15 protein-coding genes are annotated in these 18431 nt (G+C 71.9%); 4 read left to right on the forward strand and 11 right to left on the reverse strand.

Annotation, left to right across the window (positions count from 1 at the left end; genetic code table 11):
• The first annotated feature begins 177 nt into the window (after window positions 1-177).
• Window positions 178-546: a DUF1844 domain-containing protein gene (locus tag ABH935_RS29195; protein ID WP_370381296.1), complete on the forward strand. Its 369-nt coding sequence runs from the start codon at window positions 178-180 to the stop codon at window positions 544-546.
• 23 nt (window positions 547-569) lie between these two features.
• Here the strand turns inward: ABH935_RS29195 and ABH935_RS29200 are convergent, their stop codons facing one another.
• Window positions 570-2489: a S8 family serine peptidase gene (locus ABH935_RS29200; RefSeq protein ID WP_370381297.1), complete on the reverse strand. Its 1920-nt coding sequence runs from the start codon at window positions 2487-2489 to the stop codon at window positions 570-572.
• A 2-nt stretch (window positions 2490-2491) separates the two neighbouring features.
• Window positions 2492-3217, reverse strand: a complete 726-nt coding sequence (locus tag ABH935_RS29205; protein ID WP_370381142.1) for a hypothetical protein — start codon at window positions 3215-3217, stop codon at window positions 2492-2494.
• Window positions 3218-3353: 136 nt separating this feature from the next.
• Here ABH935_RS29205 and ABH935_RS29210 point away from each other — a divergent pair, with 136 nt between their 5' ends.
• The 3 genes from ABH935_RS29210 (at window position 3354) to ABH935_RS29220 (ending at window position 5724) form a co-directional block, all read left to right on the forward strand.
• Window positions 3354-4577 carry an amino acid deaminase/aldolase gene (locus ABH935_RS29210; RefSeq protein ID WP_370381143.1) on the forward strand — a complete coding sequence of 408 codons (1224 nt, stop codon included), beginning with the start codon at window positions 3354-3356 and terminating at the stop codon, window positions 4575-4577.
• Window positions 4578-4615: 38 nt separating this feature from the next.
• Entirely contained in the window at window positions 4616-5149 is a 534-nt protein-coding gene (locus ABH935_RS29215) for an AAA family ATPase (RefSeq protein ID WP_370381144.1), read from the forward strand.
• A gap of 161 nt (window positions 5150-5310) precedes the next feature.
• Window positions 5311-5724, forward strand: coding sequence for a peptidoglycan-binding protein (locus tag ABH935_RS29220; protein ID WP_370381145.1), 414 nt, complete (start codon window positions 5311-5313; stop codon window positions 5722-5724).
• Window positions 5725-6491: 767 nt separating this feature from the next.
• Here ABH935_RS29220 and ABH935_RS29225 read toward each other — a convergent pair.
• The 9 genes from ABH935_RS29225 to ABH935_RS29265 form a co-directional block, all read right to left on the reverse strand.
• Window positions 6492-7472 carry a GNAT family N-acetyltransferase gene (locus ABH935_RS29225; protein ID WP_370381146.1) on the reverse strand — a complete coding sequence of 327 codons (981 nt, stop codon included), beginning with the start codon at window positions 7470-7472 and terminating at the stop codon, window positions 6492-6494.
• A gap of 54 nt (window positions 7473-7526) precedes the next feature.
• Window positions 7527-7985 (reverse strand): hypothetical protein, encoded by a 459-nt coding sequence (locus ABH935_RS29230; RefSeq protein ID WP_370381147.1) that lies wholly within the window; start codon window positions 7983-7985, stop codon window positions 7527-7529.
• Between the two features lie 192 nt (window positions 7986-8177).
• Window positions 8178-9170, reverse strand: coding sequence for an AAA family ATPase (locus tag ABH935_RS29235; protein ID WP_370381148.1), 993 nt, complete (start codon window positions 9168-9170; stop codon window positions 8178-8180).
• A 132-nt stretch (window positions 9171-9302) separates the two neighbouring features.
• The gene (locus ABH935_RS29240) at window positions 9303-10541 is read right to left on the reverse strand and encodes a T4 RnlA family RNA ligase (protein WP_370381149.1); all 1239 of its coding nucleotides are present in this window, start codon (window positions 10539-10541) and stop codon (window positions 9303-9305) included.
• Window positions 10534-11643 (reverse strand): RNA ligase (ATP), encoded by a 1110-nt coding sequence (locus tag ABH935_RS29245; protein ID WP_370381150.1) that lies wholly within the window; start codon window positions 11641-11643, stop codon window positions 10534-10536. The genes ABH935_RS29240 and ABH935_RS29245 overlap by 8 nt, the downstream gene beginning before the upstream one ends.
• Window positions 11644-11735: 92 nt before the next feature.
• The gene (locus ABH935_RS29250) at window positions 11736-12548 is read right to left on the reverse strand and encodes a GNAT family N-acetyltransferase (RefSeq protein WP_370381151.1); all 813 of its coding nucleotides are present in this window, start codon (window positions 12546-12548) and stop codon (window positions 11736-11738) included.
• Between the two features lie 142 nt (window positions 12549-12690).
• A complete protein-coding gene (locus ABH935_RS29255; protein ID WP_370381152.1) occupies window positions 12691-15324 on the reverse strand; it encodes a polynucleotide kinase-phosphatase in 2634 nt (877 codons plus the stop codon).
• Entirely contained in the window at window positions 15317-17029 is a 1713-nt protein-coding gene (locus tag ABH935_RS29260) for a 3' terminal RNA ribose 2'-O-methyltransferase Hen1 (protein ID WP_370381153.1), read from the reverse strand. The genes ABH935_RS29255 and ABH935_RS29260 overlap by 8 nt, the downstream gene beginning before the upstream one ends.
• A 57-nt stretch (window positions 17030-17086) precedes the next feature.
• Window positions 17087-17644 (reverse strand): RNA 2'-phosphotransferase, encoded by a 558-nt coding sequence (locus ABH935_RS29265; RefSeq protein ID WP_370381154.1) that lies wholly within the window; start codon window positions 17642-17644, stop codon window positions 17087-17089.
• Window positions 17645-18431 lie beyond the last annotated feature (787 nt).

Raw genomic sequence — 18431 nt, forward strand, 5'->3', positions numbered from 1 at the left:
CGCTTGCGGATCGAGGCACGCGAGCGTGCCCGATCGGTCGTGGAACCGATACTAGCAGCTTCCGGCCGGTGGTCGTGACCGCGAGGTCACTGCCCCAGCGTGGGAAGCTTGATCCGTACACGGAAACATCCGCCGCGAGGAGCCGCAGTGACCGACAACACCCCCGAACCCCAGGGCATTCCCGCCGACGCTGACGCTGACGCCGACGCCGACGAACCGAGCGAGCAGCGCGATCTGGCGGACGTCCCCGCGGTCGAGGTCATCGGGACGGTGACGGTCCACCTGATGAGCGCGGCGGCGGTGAAGCTGGGCCTGGCCGAGGGCGGCGAGGACGATCTGGACCTGGACGAGGCCCGCAAGCTGATCACCGCGCTGGCCGGGCTGATCACCGCGGCCGCCCCGGAGATCGGGTCGCAGCACGCGGCGCCGCTGCGCGACGGGCTGCGGACGCTGCAGCTGGCGTTCCGGGAGGCTTCGCCGTACCCGGACGAGCCGGGGCAGGGGCCCGGTGAGAAGTTCACCGGGGCTGTTTACGCGCGTTCTTAGGGGCTGCTTCTCAGAAGCTGCTCTCAGCTGGCTTCTTCGGCGGCTTCAGCACTCTCCGCGGTGCCGTAGGCGGCGTTGGCCTCAGTGGTGTCTCCGGCCTCGCCGGCCTCGCCCTGCTTCTCCAGCACGGCCGCGAACGCCCGCACCGCCGCCGGTTCGACCTCCAGGAACGACGGCCGCGCGAGGTCGACGAGCACGACCTCCGCACCCTCGGCTTTCGCGGCCGCACAAGCCCGCGGGAACGCCACCGGCATCGGCCGGGCCTCCGGGTTCCAGGTGACGAGCGCCTCCACCGAGGTGAACACCGGCAGCGCCCGCGTCCCGTCCGGGGCGACCAGCGTCACCAGCGCCATGTCGCTGTTCTTGTCGCGGCGCAGGTTCCGGCCCTGTTCGTCCGGCACCTCCTCGGCCTCGCCGAGCACCGCCACGATCGGCGCCAGCACCCGGGCGTTGAGCAGGTAGCCGTAGGCGTGCTCGACGGCCGCCTCGCCCCGGCCGTGCGCTTCCAGGACGGCCAGCAGCGCCGGGTCCGCGGTCCCGTCGTCGGTCGGGAAGGCGGAAGGGGCCAGCGTGCGTCCAGCGAAGTCGGTCATGGGCTCGACTTTAGTGGCGGCCCAGGCGGTCACCGGCACGCCGGGGCCGCCCACCGCTCCGGCGGGGCCCCCGATGCCACCGAGGCCGCCGGCGCCCCCGACGCCCGCGAGCTGCGCGGCCCGGGCCCGCCGCCGCCCGCGCACCGCCAGCCAGCCGCCGAGCACGAGCGAGCCGCTGAAGGCGACCGCGGCGTCGACCATCCCGCGCTGCCGCGTGCTCAGCCCGCCGATGGTCTGATCGGCGACCGCCTCCGGGCCGAACCCGAAGTACTTCGCGCCCTGATACGCCGGGCCCTTCGGGGTCGCCGGCTGCCCGGCCACCCCCGCGGCCGCCCTCAACGCCGCCACCGGGTCCACGATCCCGCTGCCGAGCTGGTCGTCGCGGCCGCCGGCCGGCCGGTGCGAGGCGGTGTCCTTCACGATCTGCGCCACCTGCTCCGGGCTCAGCGCCGGGTTCGCCGACCGGATCAGGGCCACGACCCCGGCGACGTACGCGCACGCCGGACTGGTCCCGGCGCCGACCAGGATGTCGGGGCCGATCTCCGGTCCGAAGTCGGCGTAGGTGTTCCCGGCGGCGTCGTTGATCGGCAGCGCCATCGGGATGTCGACGCCGGGCGCGGCGACCGCCACGTCCCAGCCGGTCGAGGAGAAGAACGCGCGCCGGCCCTTCTCGTCCACCGCCGCCACCCCGATCACCCCGCGCTCGCCGGCCGGGTACTCGGTCACGTCCTTGTCCGGCTTGTCGCCGGAGTTCCCCGCCGACACCACCACCGACACCCCGTGCGCGATCGCGTAGCGCACCGCGCCGGCCTCGTTGGTGGCGTCGCTGTCCGCGCCGGGCACGGTGCCGCCCAGCGACATGCTGATGACCTGCGCGCCGTGGTCGACGGCGTACTTGATGCCCTCGGAGATCGGCGTGTGCGAGGCCTGGAGCAGGCCGCGGTCCGGGCTCTCGTCGTCCCGGATCACCCGCACCGACAGGATCTTCGCGGCCGGCGCGACACCGATGACGCCCTGGGTGCCGCCGGGGCCGTGGCCGTGTCCGGCGATCACCGACGCCATCCCGGTGCCGTGCACGCCCCAGTCCGGGTCGCCCGGCTTCTCGCTGCCGCCGACCAGGTCCGGTCCGGTGGTCACCTGGCCGGTCAGGTCCGCGCGGGTGCCGACGACGCCGGTGTCGAGCACCGCGACGGTGATCCCGGCGCCCTTCGTGGTCTTCCAGGCCTGCGGCAGGTTCAGGAAGCTGATCGGCCACTGCGCCGACCGCACCTGGTCGGCCCGGGCCGCGGGCGCCGCGATCAGCACCGGCAGCATGGCGGCGGCGGCCAGGGCCGAGGCTCGGCGCAGCATCGTCACTGGCCCTTCTCCGGGTTGGCGAACTCGGTGGCGAACAGGTCGGACAGCCCGGAGGCGGCCTGCACCGGCGGGGAGTCGGCGACCAGGGCCTTGCCGGATCCGGCGCGCAGCTGCGCGTCGCTGGAACCGGCGCGGCCGTCGGCGAACCCCGACACCGCGTACACGAGGTACGAGCCGTCGTTGGAGGCCTGGGAGTTCCACACCACACGCTGGCGGTCGGCGAAGTGCGCGGCCACGGTCCCGGGAACGGGGAACACGTCGGGCATCAGCTCCGGCCGCTTGGCGTCCGCGTCCGGCGACCACTCCCGCCACACCTTGTCGCGGGCGACCGGGTCGCCGCCGACGACGACCACCCCGACGGTCGCGAAGACGGTCTGCGTGACGTCGGTGTAGGTGGCACGCAGGACCCTGACGCAGGACGTGCCGGGGGCGTCCACGGCCAGCTCCGACACGAAGCCCTTCGGCAGCACGTCGCACCCGGCCGCGGCGGTGACGCCCAGGCGCACGTACTGGCTGCCCAACGTGACGGTCTCGGGAAACACCTGCTCCACCGGCTTCGTCCGCCACATCGCCCGCACCGACTCGTCCGCGGCCTGCGTGGACGGCACCACCACCGGCTTGACCGCCTGTGCGGACCCGGACGTGGCCAGCACCGCGCCGACCGCGACGGCGGCCCCCACCACGACGCTCGCCGCCGCACCCACCCACCAGCGCTCAGGCATTCCGCTCCGCGTGCACCTCAACACCCCTATCCACGTTCGAACCCCAGAACACTAGCCGTCTGGCCACCACCGGCGTAACCCGAACCCGGCTCTTGCGCCTACCACTTCGCCGCTCGCCTGTGCGAGGCTGATGGACATGCCCCCCACCCCGCCCGGCCCCGAAGCGGACCGCCGCCGCCTCGACACCGCGACCGCCGCCCTGGAACCCCCGTTCGCCGCCGTCGACCTGGACGCGTTCCACGCCAACGCCGCGGACCTGACCCGCCGCGCCGCGGGCAAGACGATCCGCGTGGCCAGTAAGTCGGTGCGCTGCCGGGCGTTGCTGGAGGAAGTGCTGAGCCGGCCCGGCTACCAGGGCATCCTGGGCTTCACACTGCCCGAGGCGCTGTGGCTGGCCGCCGAGGGCTTCGACGACATCGTGGTCGCCTACCCCTCCGCCGACCGCGTCGCCTACGCCGAACTGGCCGCCGACCCCACCGCGCTGGCCGCCGTCACGGTCATGGTCGACAGCACCGACCACCTGGACCTGATCGAGAAGTCGGCGGCCGGCACGCCCGGCGGCCAGGCCGCCCCGATCCGGGTCTGCATCGACATCGACGCCGCCTTCGTGGCCGCCGGCGGCCGCATCCGCATCGGCGCGCGCCGCTCCCCGCTGCACACCCCGGCGCAGGTCGCGGCGATGGCCCGGGAGGTGCTGCGGCGCGACGGGTTCAAGCTGGTCGGCCTGATGGGCTACGAGTCGCAGATCGCCGGCGTCGGCGACGCCCCGCCCGGGCGCCCGCTGCGCGGCGCCGCGATCCGCGCCATGCAGAGCCGGTCGGCCCGGGAACTGGCCGCGCGCCGGGGCGCGATCGTGGAGGCGGTGCGGGAGCTGGCGCCGCTGGAGTTCGTCAACGGCGGCGGCACCGGCAGCATCGAGCGGACCACCGCCGAGGAAGCCGTCACCGAGATCGCCGCCGGCTCCGGGCTGTACCAGCCGTGGCTGTTCGACTCCTACCGGGCCTTCCGCGGCCGGCCCGCGGCGCTGTTCGCGCTGCCGGTGGTACGCCGCCCGGGCCCGGAGACCGCGACCGCGCTCGGCGGCGGCTACCCGGCCTCCGGCGCGGCCGGCAAGGACCGGCTGCCGCAGCCGTACCTGCCGCCGGGGCTGTCGTACGACCCGAACGAGGCCGCCGGCGAGGTGCAGACGCCGCTGCTGGGGAAGGTCGCCGCGAGCCTGCGGGTCGGCGACCGGGTGTGGTTCCGGCACACCAAGGCCGGCGAGCTGTGCGAGCGGTTCGACGTGCTGCACCTGATCTCGGGCGATGAGGTGGTCCGCTCGGTCCCGACGTATCGGGGCGAGGGTAAAACGTTCCTGTGACTGTGAACGACCCAGAACCCTTTCATCGCACCATAGTCATGATCTCCGGCGCGCCTGGCGTCGGGAAGACGACCATCGCCCGGCCGCTGGCCCGGGCCCTGGGCATGCCGCTGTTCGCGAAGGACAGCATCAAGGAACGGATTCACGACGTCCTGGCGGAGACCGGATCGGTGGAGAGCGGGCCGGTCGAGGCCGGGTGGTCGCGGCGCCTGGGGGCGGCGGCGATGGAGCTGCTGTGGGTACTGGCGGCTGACGCGCCCGAGTGCGTACTTGAGGCCAACTTCTGGACCGGGCACGAGCAGCAGAACGCCTCGCTGCGCGCACTGAGCGAGGGCGGGAAGCTGGTCGAGGTGTACTGCACCGCGCCGAAGGACGTGGTCATGCAGCGGTTCCGCGAGCGTGCCGCCGCCGGAGAGCGCCACGCGGTGCATCCGGACCAGGAGCTGAGCTCCGAGCGCTGGGAGGCGGACTTCCACGCGCCGATCGGCGTCGGGCAGCTGCTGACGGTCGACACCTCGACGCCCGTGGACGTGGCACAGGTCGCCGCCAAGGTACGCGCGCTGCTGGCTTGAACTCGGACGGCCGCCGACGCCGCGACCCTCCCGTCTGGTGCCACGCGGCTTCCACAGCGGTCGCACGGAAATGCCACACCCCTTCGCCATGGTCTTCGTGACGACTTCGGCACCTGACCGCGGTCATCACAGACAACGTCCTTCCGAAGGGGAAGAAAACCATGGCGAACCTCTCGCTCGCTCTGCCGACGCGGCGCCGCTTCATCGCGGCCGTCGTCGGCGTTCTGGCCATCAGCGGCGGCACGATGGCCGCCAGCGCGCCGGCGCAGGCCGCCACCTCGAACTTCTGCAGCTACACGAACGCCCAGCCGCAGCTGTACGTCGGCAGCCAGGGCCTCGCGGTGTACCAGGCCCAGTGCGAGCTCGACGTCGCCTACGCCTACGGCCACTCGACCAACTACGGCAACGGCCCCTACAACGGCGTGCGCACCGACGGCGACTTCGGCCAGAACACCGAGGCCGCGGTCAAGAACTTCCAGATCCACTGCATGGGCGCCACCAACCCCGACGGCATCATCGGCCCGAACACCTGGAACGCGCTCAACGAAGGGGTCGACTCCGGCCACTTCTGCTGAGCCGGCGCTGGTCGCTGATCGCCGGTCGCTGATCGCTCTGGCCGGACCCGGTGCCGCTGGTGTCGCCGGGACCGGCCGGGCCGCGCCCCGTGGCGGCGTGCGCCATGCCCCATGCGCCGTGTTCGTGCTTGTGCTGGCCTCGTGCTCGTGCTCGGACTGCGGATCGCCGACGCGCACTCGGCCGCGAGCGGCCTCACGGCGGCGGAAAGCATGGCGCTACCGGCTCGGGAGGTGCTGGAAAACGCGGGGTGGCGACGATCATCGCAACCGACTGACGGCCGGACTGGCCGCTTCGGCACGCACCGCCGCGAGCCCGCCAGCCGCCTTCGACTTCAGCCCAGACCACAGCAGACTGATAAGCCCATTTTCCGTTCGCGCGGGCCGCAGCCGGCGACTGGCCTGCCGCCCGGTTTGGCCCGGACCACAGTCGGCGATCAGCCCGCCTTCCGCTTGAACACGGGCTGCGGCAGGCGACCCGTCTGGCATCCGTCTTGGCCCCGGCCGCAGTCGGCGACCAGCCTGCCCTCCACGTGAACGCGACCGGCGACCGGTCTGGTATCCGTCTTGGCCCGGACCGCAGTCGGCGATCAGCCCGCCTTCCGCTTGAACACGACCGGCGACCGACGACCGGCCTGGCATCCGTCTCAGCCCGGACCGCAGCCAGCGACCAGCCCAACTCCCGTTCGCACGCAGGCCGCAACTGGCGCCCAGGCTGGCATCCGCCTCAGCCCCGGCCGTCCGCCTGGACCCGAGCCCCCGCCTCCTCGTCAACCCGCCTTCCGCTTGACCAGCGCCGTGTCGCGACTCAGCTCCCGGAACCCGAGCCCCTCGTACAACCGCAGCGCGGCATTCCCAGGCGCCCCGAGGCAGGCGACCGTCATGTGCCCGGCGCCGGCGTCCCGCGCGGCGCCCATCGCGTGCAGCAGCAGCGCCCGGCCCAGCCCTCGCCTGCGGAAGCGCGGGTGCGTCCCCACCGGCTCGAACTCGGCGGTCCGGTTGGCCTCGTCGAGCCACACGATCGTCGAGGCCGCCATCGTCCCGTCCGGTGCCTCGACCAGGAAGTGCAGGTCCTCGCGGTAGCCCGCCGTCGTCCGCACTCCCTGGTACGCCTCGACCGAGTACGTGGACGGATGCCACGCGTCCAGGTGCGCCTGTGCCACCGCCGCGGCCGGGACCTCGGCGGCCGTCCGGAACCGGTACCCCTCCGGCAGCATGGGTTTCGCGACGTCGTCCGGGTCCCGCTCGGCCAGGCCGCGCTCGTTCAGACGCGTCCACTCCCCGGCGGCAGCGGGATCGGGCCGGTAGCCGAACTCCGTCCAGCGCACCACCATGTCCTTGTCGGTGTCCGTCATGACCACGCGCCGGTCGACGTCCGGCGCGACGCCCTCGAACCAAGCGATGACCTTGTCGATCAGCTCGGCGTGGTCGGGGTGCACCTGGAAGGTGAGCGAGGCGTCCTCGACCTTCCGGACCGAGCCGTCGCTGCTGCGCACCCACCGCGGCAGCCCGGCCCACGCCCAGGCGACGAGCTCCTTGCCGGACGGCGTGTCCGCGAACCACAACGCGCGCCGCCAGCAGTTCCCGGCCGAACCGTGCCCCTTGCCCCAGATCCAGGCCAGCCCGCCGAACGACGCGCCGGGGTTCACCAGATCGGGCCGGATCGCGACCAGGCGCCGGGCCAGCCCCTGCATGAGGACGACGTCCCCGGCGGTCACCAGATCAGACGGTTTCGACGGCGATGAGCTCATGAACGGTCACAGTGGCAGGGTGCGAACCGGTCGTGCAATGAATTTCGCCCGCGTTCACACGCAAAGCCAGCAATACACCCGCTCGCCACGCTCGCTCGCGCCCCGAGCCAGCGCGCGGAGCTCGGTCAGCAGGCCGACGATCGGCCCGGTGTCGGCCAACGCCCGCCCCGGCACCGCCACACTCCGCGCCAGCGCGACCGCGGCCGCCTTGAGCGCGGGCCCGGTGGCCGCGACCAGCGCCGCACACGCCCCCTCCGCGATCGGCACCACCAGGCGCTCGCCCTCGTCGCGCATCGCGACCGGCCGGGGCCTGCGGTCCCAGACGTCCTCCCAGATCTCCCCGGTCAGTGCCACCTCGACCGTCGCGACGTCGGCGAAGGGGTTGAAGTCCTTGGTCGACACGACCTGGAACCCGTGCTCGGAGAGCCGTCCGCCCGGCCCGCCGACGATGTCGAGCGCGGCGGCCGCCGTGGCATCGTCGGCGGCGGCGAAGTAGTCGCACAGGATTCCCATGCGGCAGACGCTAACGATCGACTCCGACATCCGTCGGGGCTGTCCACTGCGGCGGCTTCGACGCCTGACCCGCCCGGACCGGCGCGTGCCAGCGCTGTTCGCCGAGGATCCCGAGTGAGCCGGCGCGGCTGGTGCCGAGCGCACTGCGCCGACGCCGGCTCCGTATCTCATCCGTCGTAACTCATCTGTATCTCAGAAGTCCCCGTAGTCCACCTGCCAGCACGTCAGCCCCATCCGCCGCCACAGAGCCACCACCCGCGAACGGTCGTCCAGCACGACCCGGACCGCGAACCGGTCCCGCACGTGCGCGTCGAACAGCTCGCTCTTCACGATGTCGTCCGCCCGCGTGTCGCCGGCCTTGCGCATCCACAGCTCGTCGTACTTCACGTCGTGCGCCGCGAGCCAGCGCTCCGTGCCCTCGCGCACGTCGTCGCCGCGCCCCGACATCAGGACGATGCGGTCCCCGCGCGCGGCGAACGCGACGAGCGCGTCAGCGGTCGCGATGATCAGCTCGTCACTCTCCACCTTCGCCCAGTCGTACGGGCCGCGGTTCGTGTTGTCGGCCAGCGTGCCGTCGATGTCACACAGCACCGCCGCCGGCAGCGCCGGGTCCGCGACATAGGTCTGGACCGGTACGACGGCGTTCAGGTCCGCCGCCGTCAGCTTCCAGCCCGAGGACTTCGTGGAGGCCAGCCGCAGCGCCATGGCCCGGATGTGCTCCTCCCCCACCGGGTTGGGACGCTGCGCGTCGCGCCGGACGCACTCCTCGACGTCCACGTCGGTCAGGTCGTGCACCTCGAACACCGCCCGGCCGCCGAGCAGGGTCTTCAGCCGCTTCGGGATCCGCGAGACCAGGTGCGTGTTGTCCACCACGACGTCGAACCCGCCCTCGACCGCGGCCAGCACCACGGCGTCCTGCACCGCCAGCACGGTCTCCTCGTGCCGGCGGCCCAGGCGCTTGGAGCCGTCGTTGTCGTCCATCATCCGGCGCAGCTCGTCCAGGCTGACGCGGCGCATCCGGCCCTCGGCCTCGGCCATCATCCGCCGGGCCAGGGTCGACTTCCCCGAGGCCGGGAGCCCGCGCATGATGTGCACCACCGGCTTGGCGGCCTGCACGCCGGGGCCGGTGGGCACCGGGTCCGGGCCGGCGCCCGGGAGCGCGTCGTCGAAGTAGTCGTCGTCCATCAGTCCTCATTCATCGCTTCGGTCATTGCACGTCGGCCGGCGGCGGCCGCCGTCGACCCCCGTCAGCCGTCGGCGGCCGTCGCCGGCCATGGTCAGGCCTCGTCAGACCTCGTCAGGCCTCATCAGGCCTCGTCAGCCCTCGTCGTCGTCCCGGAACGCGTCCGTCGCCTCCGGCTTCACCGCGCGCCACACGTGCATCGCGATCGGCCGGCCGTCCACCAGCAGGAACATCCCGGCGCGCACGAAGCCGTCGAACTCCTTCGCGGCCCGCGCGTACGCACCCCGGTCGCCGGCCAGGTGGGCCAGCGAGCGGTGCGCGTCCTCGATCGTCGAGGTGAGCTCGGCGGCGCGCGCCTTCAGCTCGTCGCAGACGCCGCGCACCCAGGCGTCGTACTCGTCGGGCACGTCCTCCAGCAGCGGTGCCAGCGGCCCGCCGGGGATCCGGCGCATCCCGACGACCTCGTTGGTCTGCACCCCGACGGCCTGCGCGATCTGCACGTCGGTGGCCTCCGGGTACAGCTCGACGGCCAGCGCGCGCCACAGGTGCCGCGGTCCAACGCTGGTCAGCCGGTAGTGCAGCGAGACGTAGCCGGTGAGCTTGGTCTTGGTGCGCACGCCGGAGGCGAAGCGGATGACCCAGCCCTCGGCGTCGGTGCCGGTGGCGTCGCAGCCGTCGAGGTGCTGGTTCTTCTCCGCGAGCGCGGCCAGCACGCCGAAGGTGTCCGACCAGTCGTAGGTACGCACCACGGTGCCGATGCCGTCCCAGGCCGGGGCGGCCTCGCGCAGCGCCAGCTCCCCGCCATCGGCTCGGAACGCGGCCAGCAGCACCAGGTCGCGGCGGTCGCCGTAGTTCACGACGATGCGGTTCTCGGGGTAGACGATCTCCGCGAGGTAGGTCACCGACGGGTCCAGCGCGGAGGTGTCCTTCTTGGCGAGGTAGCGCTGGGCCCAGGCGGCCTGGTCGGAGATGAACGAGCCCTTCGACGCCACGTGCCAGGCACCGTCGTGGTGGAAGACGATGCCGAGGGAGCCGTCGACCTTGTCGTAGACCTCGAACGGCTCGTCCGGCAGCGTCGGCGCGTAGTCGAACTTGCCGTGCTGGCCGTGGTTGAAGAACTTCGGCAGGCACCAGGCGGCCACACGGCCGGTCGCGTCGTCCACGATCAGGCCGCGGGTGCGGGTGGTGACGGGGGTCCAGTACTGCTCGTACTGGCAGGCGCGGCTGTAGGAGTAGATCGACAGCGGCAGGGTCGGGTGCGTGCGGCGGGTGACCTTGTCGGCGGCGATCTCGCGCGCCAGTTCCTCCGGGTCCAGGACCTCGGACAGCAGGGGACGCTCAGGTCGCTCCCCCACGGTTACCTGCTCACTCATATTCGGTTCCCCCGCTCCTCGTCACGTACTCCGCCGACACGATCTTGCCGATCGTGCGACTCCCCACCACGGCGTTCGCGTGCTCCCGCTGCGAACGCACGACGATGCCCTCCCGGATGTGCGCGCCCGTGCCGCTGACGGTCTCCTCGCCGGAGGCCAGGGCCAGCAACAGGGCCTCATCGTAGGGGCCTTCATAGAGCGTCGGCACCTGGGGGATCTCCAGGCCGGTGTCCCTCAGCGCCTGCGACCACTCCGGGGCCCCCAGCCAGCGGACGACGCCGTCGATGTCGACGCAGACGTCGAACGCGGCGAAACCGGGCGTGTCCTGCGCGTTGGCGCCGTAGGCCAGGTCCTGGACGCCTTTGCCGTAGACCTCTCCGTAGATGCCGACGCGGCGCGCGCCGTAGGCCTCGGCGATCTTCGCGGCGGCCTCGGGCACGCGGTGGGCCCGCGCGGTGCGCCAGTACAGGTTCTTGTCGCTCTCGACCAGGGCCAGGTACTTGGACCCGAAGCCCTTGGACGACACCAGGTACTTGCCGCGATCGCCGTTCTCGCCGTTCCCGCCGGCCTCGGCCAGGTACGTGAGCATGCAGCACGTCCCGTGCACCTTCTCGGTGGCGGACACCGGCTCGCCGGGCTCGAAGATGCCGGGGTAGCGCGCGATGTTCTCGATGTCGGTCCACGGCAGCAGGTCGGCGGCGGAGACGACGTCCCCGGACATACTGACCGGCACCGGCGGCACCCACTTCACGACGCCCAACAGCTCGGCGAAGTCCTCCCCGGCGGCATGGGCCGCGGCGAGATCGACGCCGTCCAGCGCCTGGGGACGGCACACGATGCCCTGCGACAGCTCGCCGCGCAGCCGGACGGCCTTGACCCGGTCCTTGCCGGACCCGGCCAGCCGCCCGGTCAGCCCCAGCTCCTCGATCAGCCCGGCCGGGAGGACGGACTGCTCGGGGACGTATATCGCGTAATCACCGGACCGGAACGCGCCCTTGGCGACGACGGCCCGGTACAGGCCGACTTGCGCCAGTTCCAACGCGTCGGCGTTGGGATGGACGTGGATCGTCAGGGGTTCGGCGGTGACACGCAGGGTGGACATGGGCTTCTCGTCTCGTGGTGGTCAGGGTCCGGATATGGACTCGACGACGACAGTAGAGACGAGAACCTGCTGGTTGAAATCATTATTTTCGGCTAAGCGAGATCCAGCTCCGTCCAGTCGCCGATCGGCCGGTAGCCGAGGCGCTGGTACAGGGCATTGCTGGTGGGATTGGCGATATTGGTGAACAAGATCACCTCGTGACCGGCGTCCAAGCCACGCCGGCTCAGGGCCGCGGTGACGGCGCCCGCGTAGCCACGTCCACGCAGCCCGGCCGGTGTGAAGACGGGAGCCACACGCGTCACGCCCGCGATCGGCGTCGTCACGCCTGCCATCGAGACGGGGACGCCATCCAGCTCCCACAACAACAGTTCGCCGTTCTCCAGGCGCCGATCCACCGCGCGCGCCGCGTCCGCTCTCGGCTCGCCGACATCGATGCCGAAGGCTGCGAACCATTCGACCAGCAGGTCCCGATCGACGTCCGTCACCAGCCGGGCGCGGCCCTTCGGCGCGGGATGCGGCGGGGTCAGATCTACCAGGCGGAAGAGCCTTCGCTGCGACGCCGTCTTCGGCTCGTGGCCGTTCGCGGCATGCCAGGCCTGTGCGAAAGCTCTCGCGGTCGCGGTGGGAGCGTGGAGCCCGGGCGCACCGTCCAGCACCTCGACCAGCTCCCTCGCCGCGCCGGCCGGAGCATCGGTCACGATCGCCGGCATCGGCGGCGTGCGCAGGAACGCAGCACGGACCTCGGAGTCGGCGTACCAGCCGAAGTAGGGCGGGGTGTCGCTGTAGGTAGTAGCTCCGGAGGTCTTCAGCGATGCGACCACCGTCAGCAGCACGGTGTTCCGCACAGGATCGGCGCGCAGGAAGTCGCCGGCCACGGTCTCGAACTCGTCGATGTCAGCTGTCACATGCCAGGTCATGCCTTACCGTTGCACACCCCGGCGCGCGCTCGCACCCACGTTTCGCCCGAGCCGGACCCCGGTCTCAGCAGCAGACTGAAACCGCCGCCGAGACCGGAGCCGGAGCTGGTGCCAGTCCGAACCGCCCGTCCTACAACCGCGGGTCCACCGGCTCCGACTCCAGCGCCAGCACCGCGAACACCGCCTCGTGCACCCGCCACAGCGGCTCCCCGCCCACGAACCGCTCCACCGACTCCAGCCCGAGTGCGTACTCGCGGCTCGCCAGCGAGCGCTTGCGGCCCAGGCCGCGGTTGCGCAGCCGGTCCAGGTTCGCCGACTCCAGGTATTCGGGGCCGTAGATGATGCGCAGGTACTCCGGTCCGCGGCACTTCACGCCCGGCTGCACCGGGCCGCGCGGACCTGCGGTGAAGCCGTGCCTCGGCTTGACCACCATGCCCTCGCCGCCGGACGCGGTCATGGCCTGCCACCAGGCCGTCGCCTCGGCGACCGAGCCCTCGTCCTCCAGGTCGACGACGCGGCGCTCGGTGCGCGTGAAGAACTCCGGGTCGGCGGCGACCAGCTTGTCGGCCAGCGCGATGTGCCAGTCGTTGCCCTTGGTCACGGCGTGGTTCGCCCCCTGCGAGGCCAGGACCTGGAACGGCGCCAGGCACAGCCCCTCCAGGCCGTCGACCGGCCAGCAGTAGCGGCCGTAGGCCGTGGTGAAGGCGAGCGCGTCGGCGAGGCGTCGGTCCTGGCGCGCGGCCAGGTCGGCGACGTCCAGGCCGCGGGCCGCCGCAGCGCCGAGCACCGACGTGGCGGCGGTCAGCGAGGCCCGCGCCGCCGCGCCGACCGCGGCGTACTGGTCCCGCAGCAGGCCCATCGCCTTCGCCGACCACGGCAGCAGCTCGCAGTCCAGCAACAGCCAGTCCGTCTCCAGCTCCGACCACACGCCGGCGGTGTCGATCGCCGCACGCACCCGTGCCAACACCGCCTCGACCTTCGCCGGCTCGTCGAAGAACGGCCGTCCGGTCCGGGTGTACACGGCACCGGTGCTGCCGTCCTCGACGCCGAAGCGGTTGCGCGCGGCCTCCATGTCGCGGGCGATCACCACCACCGCGCGGGAGCCCATGTGCTTCTCCTCGCACAACAGCTCCCTGACGCCCTCGTCCCGGTACGCCGCGAACGCCTGCGCCGGGTGCTCCAGGAACCCCGGCAGCGTCGAGGTCCCGCACGGCGCCATCGTCGGCGGCAGGTAGACCAGCCAGCGCGGGTCCACCGCGAACCGGCTCATCACCTCCAGCGCCGCGGCGGCGTTCTCCTCCTGCACTGTGACGCGGCCCAGGTGGCGCGCCTCGACGGTGCGACGGCCGAGGACGTCCTCCAGGTCCAGCACGCCGGGGTCGCGCCGCACCACGCCCTCGGCCGAGGCGAACGTCGTGGCCTCCAACGGCCGCACCGGCTCGTACCAGACCTTCTCGGCCGGGACCGACACCGGTTCGCGCTCCGGGTAGCGCAGGGCGCTGAGCCGGCCGCCGAACACCACGCCGGTGTCCAGGCACAGCGTGTTGTTGACCCACTCCAGGTTCAGCACCGGGGTGTGGCCGTACAGGACCATCGCCTTGCCGCGGTAGTCGTTGGCCCACGGGTAGCGCACCGGCAGGCCGAACTCGTCGGTCTCGCCGGTGGTCTCGCCGTACATCGCGAACGAGCGGACGCGGCCCGAGGCGCGACCGTGGAACTCCTCCTTCAAGCCGGCGTGCGCCACGACCAGGTTGCCGCCGTCGAGCACGTAGTGGCTGATCAGACCGTCACAAAAGGTGCGCACGCGCTTGCGGAAGTCCTCGTCCTCGCCTTCGAGCTGCGCCAGCGACTCGGCCAGGCCGTGCGCGACCTTGACGTTGCGGCCGTCGAGCGCGCGCACCAGCTTGTTCTCGTGGTTGCCGCTGACGCACAGCGCGTGCCCGGCCTCGATCATGCCCATCGCCAGACGCAGCACGCCGGGGGTGTCCGGGCCGCGGTCGACGAGATCGCCGACGAAGACCGCGGTGCGGCCCTCGGGGTGCACGGCGTCCACGGGACGCCCCTGGTCGTCTCGTGTGAGCACGTAGCCGAGGGTGCCGAGCAGCGTCTCCAGCTCGGCCCGGCAGCCGTGCACGTCGCCGATGACGTCGAACGGGCCGGTGAGATCGCGCTTGTCGTTGTAGGCCTTCTCGTAGGCGATGACGGCCTGGTCGACCTCTTCGACGCTCTTGAGGACGTGGACCTTGCGGAAGCCCTCACGCGACAGGTTCCGCAGCCCGTTGCGCAACTCGCGGCGCTGACGCGCGATGACGCGCGCCGGCAGGTCGGCACGGTCCGCGCGCTGGGCGTTGCGGTCGACGCAGACGCGCTCGGGGATGTCCAGGACGATCGCCACCGGCAGGACGTCGTGCTCGCGGGCGAGCTTGACCAGCGCCTCGCGCGCCTTGGTCTGGACGTTGGTCGCGTCCACGACGGTGAGCAGGCCGCGCCGCAGGCGGACGCCGGCGATGTGGTGCAGCAGGGCGAAGGCCTCGGGGGTCGCGGACTGGTCGTTCTCGTCGTCGGCGACGATGCCGCGGCAGGCGTCGGAGGAGACGACGGCGGTGGGGCGGAAGTGCTTGCGGGCGAAGGTGGACTTGCCGGAGCCGCTGGTGCCGATGAGGACGACCAGGGACAGTTCCGGAACGGCCAGCGGGAGGCCGGGGGTGGTCGGCGGCGGCTCGGGCACGGCCGACGACGGGCCGGGGGTGGTCAGGTCAGACATCTGCCGAAGCCTCCTTGTCGTTCTTGGTCTGGTTCTTGGTCTCGTTCTTGGTCTCGTTGTTGGTCTGGTTGGTGGTCTGGTTGGTGGTCTGGTTGGTGGTCTCGTCGGTGGTCTCGTTGTTGGTCTCGTTCTTGCTCAGGGTGAACAGCGCGAGCTGCGTGGACGGCCCGAGCTCCGGATCGATCTCGCCGACCGGCTTGAACCGCACGTCGTACCCGTGCGCCGCCGCGACCCGTCCGGCCCAGTCCCGGAACTCCGCACGCGTCCACTCGAACCGGTGGTCGGCGTGCCGGAGCCGTCCGGCTTCGAGCGTCTCGTAGCGCACGTTGAACTCGACGTTCGGTGTCGTGACCACGACCGCACGCGGGTGCGCGGCACGGAACACCGCGTGCTCCAGCGCGGGAAGACGGTGAGCGTCGACGTGCTCGATGACCTCCATCAGGACGGCCGCGTCGTAGCCGACGAGCCGCGCGTCGGTGTACGTCAGCGCACCCTGACGCAGGGTCAGGCGCGCCCTGACCCGGTCCGGCAGCCGGTCGACGCGAAGCTTGCGCGCGGCCATCTGGAGCGCACGCGCCGACACGTCGATCCCGACGACCTCGCTGAACGCCTTGTCCTTGAGCAGGTCACGCAGCAGCGCGCCTTCGCCGCAGCCGAGGTCGAGGACGCGCGCGGCGTCGACCTCGTGCAGCGCCTCGACGACGGCTTCGCGGCGCGCGGTGGCCAGGGACAGCTTGCGTTCGCTCGGGTGGCCCAACTTCGGATCGGATTCGTTGACCTCGGCCGGGGCGGCGGCGGATTCTTGGGCGTGATCGCCTGGCGCGCCTTCCTCTTCTCGGTGGGTGAGCCCCCTGGGTGGGTGGGGTGTGTTCTGCGACGCGGATGCGATCTCGGCGGCCGGAGCGGCGGCCTCCTCCTCGAACCCGACCGCGTTGTCGAGCGCCTCCGGCTCGACGTCGTCCACCTCCGCCAGCCGCGCCAGCGCCTCGCGCACCAGCGGCTGCCGGCGGGCCAGGTAGCGGCGCGCGATCATGGCGCGCAGGGGGTGGGCGCCGAGCCAGCCCTCGCCGACGCGGACCAGCTTGTCGACCTCGTCGCTGGCGACCCAGTAGTGCTTGGCGCCGTCGAGCGCGGCCAGCAGTACGAACAGGTGCGACAGCGCGTCGGACAGGCGGAGGGTGCCGGTCAGCGTCAGCTTCGTGTAGCGCGAGGCGCCCCAGTCCGGGAAGGCCGGGTCCAGCGCCACCGGCTCGGCCTGGACCGTCCAGCCCAGCGGTTCGAACAGCTCGGCGGCCAGCTCCGGCTCGCGACAGATGAGAGCCGGCACCTCGATGCGCAGCGGTAGAGCGGTGGCAGCGAGTTCGGGACGCTGGTCGCAGCGGCCGCGCAGGGCCGAGCGGAAGACGTGGCCCAGGGCCGACGCCAGCAGCGACGAGGCCGCGTACGGCCGGTCGTTGACGTACTGCGACAGCGCGAAGTCCGGGCTGTTGCGTCCGCGACCGCGGACCAGGGCGACCGGATCGACCTCAAGCAGCAACGCGGCGGTGCACTCCTGCGGGCCGGCGGCCGGATAGAACACATGGGCCTTGCCGTAGGTCACGTCGAAGGCCTGAACCCGCTCGGGGTTCTTGTGGAGCAGGAAGCCCAGGTCAGTGGCCGGCCAGTCGGCGCCGGGCGGCGGCGTCGCGGTAATCGTCAGGAGCATTGCACGATCGTGACGGACCGGCCGCGGCCGGGGCAACCTGGTATTTCGTCAGATGTATCACCCGAACGCGGAAACCTCGCGCAGGTACTCCGCGGGCACGGCATCGCTCAGCCACACCCCGTTGCCCGTCACGGAGAACGCGTAGCCGTCAGCCTGCATCCGTGCGGCGGCGACAGCCAGCACCGCCGGCTTGCCGTGCCGGGATCCGACCTTCACCGCCGTGTCCTTGTCCGACGACAAGTGCACCGCGTGGCGCTTCATCGGCAGCAGCCCGTCGCGCCAGATCAGGGTGAGCGTGCTCTGCGCGGTGCCGTGGAACAGCACCTCTGGCGGCTCGGCAGTCGAATAGCCGAGCTCGACCGGCACGGAGTGCCCCTGCCGGGCCCGGATCAGCTCACCGGTGTCGTCGATCTCGAACCGCTGCTTGTTGTTCTCGGCCACGACCTCGTCCAGCTGGGCCCGGCTGAACGCCTGCCCGTGCGCGGCGGCCTTGGCGAGCAGTTCGTCGACGCGCACCCAGCCGGCGCCGTCCATCGTCAGGCCGATGGCCTCGGGATGGTGGCGCAGCCAGCTCGACATCCGCTTCGACAAGCGGATCATGTTCTTCTCATTCATATCGGCGACCAAGGTCCCGCAGCCGCGCCGCAGATCGCAACAGAGTTTGCGTGAACCCGCCGACCGACTGGGCCTCCGGCCCGGGATGAACGCATTCGGCTCCGGGCCCCGCCGGGAATGGGCGACGGGTTCCGGAGCCGAACGCTGTACGAGATGCCACCTTCTCGCCGTTAATACAGGCGTCACAGGCTTCTCTGGCGTTACACAGCTTCTGACCTGCGGCGAAGCGCCGCACAGTAGCTGGCCCCAGGACGCCGCGGCGGTCGGCCGGGTCCCGGCGGAGGCGGCGGAGCACCGGCCGGACGGACTCCGTGGCCGGGATACCCGTCGGGGCTCGGCGGATAGGCACCAGGCGGGAACGGACCTCGCGGCGGGCCGTCGCCGGGATGCGGGCGCGGCGAAGGACCGGCGGCGCGGCGGGGCTCGTGCCGGTACTCGTGCCTGGGTTCGTCCAAGTGCTCGTGCCGGTGCTCGTCCAAGTACTCGTACCTGGGTTCGTCCAAGTACTCGTACCTGAACTCGTCCAAGTACTCGTACCTGAACTCGTCCAAGTACTCGTACCTGAACTCGTGCCAGTGCTCGTACCCGAACTCGCGCCCCGATGTGACCCCGAACTCGTCAGACGAGGCTCCGACGGCGCGCTCTGCCCCGGAGACCCGCCCGGCGAGCCGGCCCGTGCCGCGGACCGCGTGCCGTCCAGTCGGGGTCCACACCGTTCGTCGTCCTTCGCCATCCGATGATGGTTGTGCCCCGCCGCATCGCAGCGGGGCACAGCCTGGAGGACCGG

Source organism: Catenulispora sp. GAS73, assembly GCF_041262085.1.
GTDB lineage: Bacteria > Actinomycetota > Actinomycetes > Streptomycetales > Catenulisporaceae > Catenulispora.

Bases quoted from the DNA above. Each gene is read 5' to 3' on its own strand.
- ABH935_RS29200 (WP_370381297.1), bottom strand. From the start codon at position 2,489: ATGCTGCGCCGAGCCTCGGCCCTGGCCGCCGCCGCCATGCTGCCGGTG.
- ABH935_RS29205 (WP_370381142.1), bottom strand. From the start codon at position 3,217: ATGCCTGAGCGCTGGTGGGTGGGTGCGGCGGCGAGCGTCGTGGTGGGG.
- ABH935_RS29210 (WP_370381143.1), top strand. From the start codon at position 3,354: ATGCCCCCCACCCCGCCCGGCCCCGAAGCGGACCGCCGCCGCCTCGAC.
- ABH935_RS29215 (WP_370381144.1), top strand. From the start codon at position 4,616: ATGATCTCCGGCGCGCCTGGCGTCGGGAAGACGACCATCGCCCGGCCG.
- ABH935_RS29220 (WP_370381145.1), top strand. From the start codon at position 5,311: ATGGCGAACCTCTCGCTCGCTCTGCCGACGCGGCGCCGCTTCATCGCG.
- ABH935_RS29225 (WP_370381146.1), bottom strand. From the start codon at position 7,472: ATGAGCTCATCGCCGTCGAAACCGTCTGATCTGGTGACCGCCGGGGAC.
- ABH935_RS29230 (WP_370381147.1), bottom strand. From the start codon at position 7,985: ATGGGAATCCTGTGCGACTACTTCGCCGCCGCCGACGATGCCACGGCG.
- ABH935_RS29235 (WP_370381148.1), bottom strand. From the start codon at position 9,170: ATGGACGACGACTACTTCGACGACGCGCTCCCGGGCGCCGGCCCGGAC.
- ABH935_RS29240 (WP_370381149.1), bottom strand. From the start codon at position 10,541: ATGAGTGAGCAGGTAACCGTGGGGGAGCGACCTGAGCGTCCCCTGCTG.
- ABH935_RS29245 (WP_370381150.1), bottom strand. From the start codon at position 11,643: ATGTCCACCCTGCGTGTCACCGCCGAACCCCTGACGATCCACGTCCAT.
- ABH935_RS29255 (WP_370381152.1), bottom strand. From the start codon at position 15,324: ATGTCTGACCTGACCACCCCCGGCCCGTCGTCGGCCGTGCCCGAGCCG.
- ABH935_RS29260 (WP_370381153.1), bottom strand. From the start codon at position 17,029: ATGCTCCTGACGATTACCGCGACGCCGCCGCCCGGCGCCGACTGGCCG.
- ABH935_RS29265 (WP_370381154.1), bottom strand. From the start codon at position 17,644: ATGAATGAGAAGAACATGATCCGCTTGTCGAAGCGGATGTCGAGCTGG.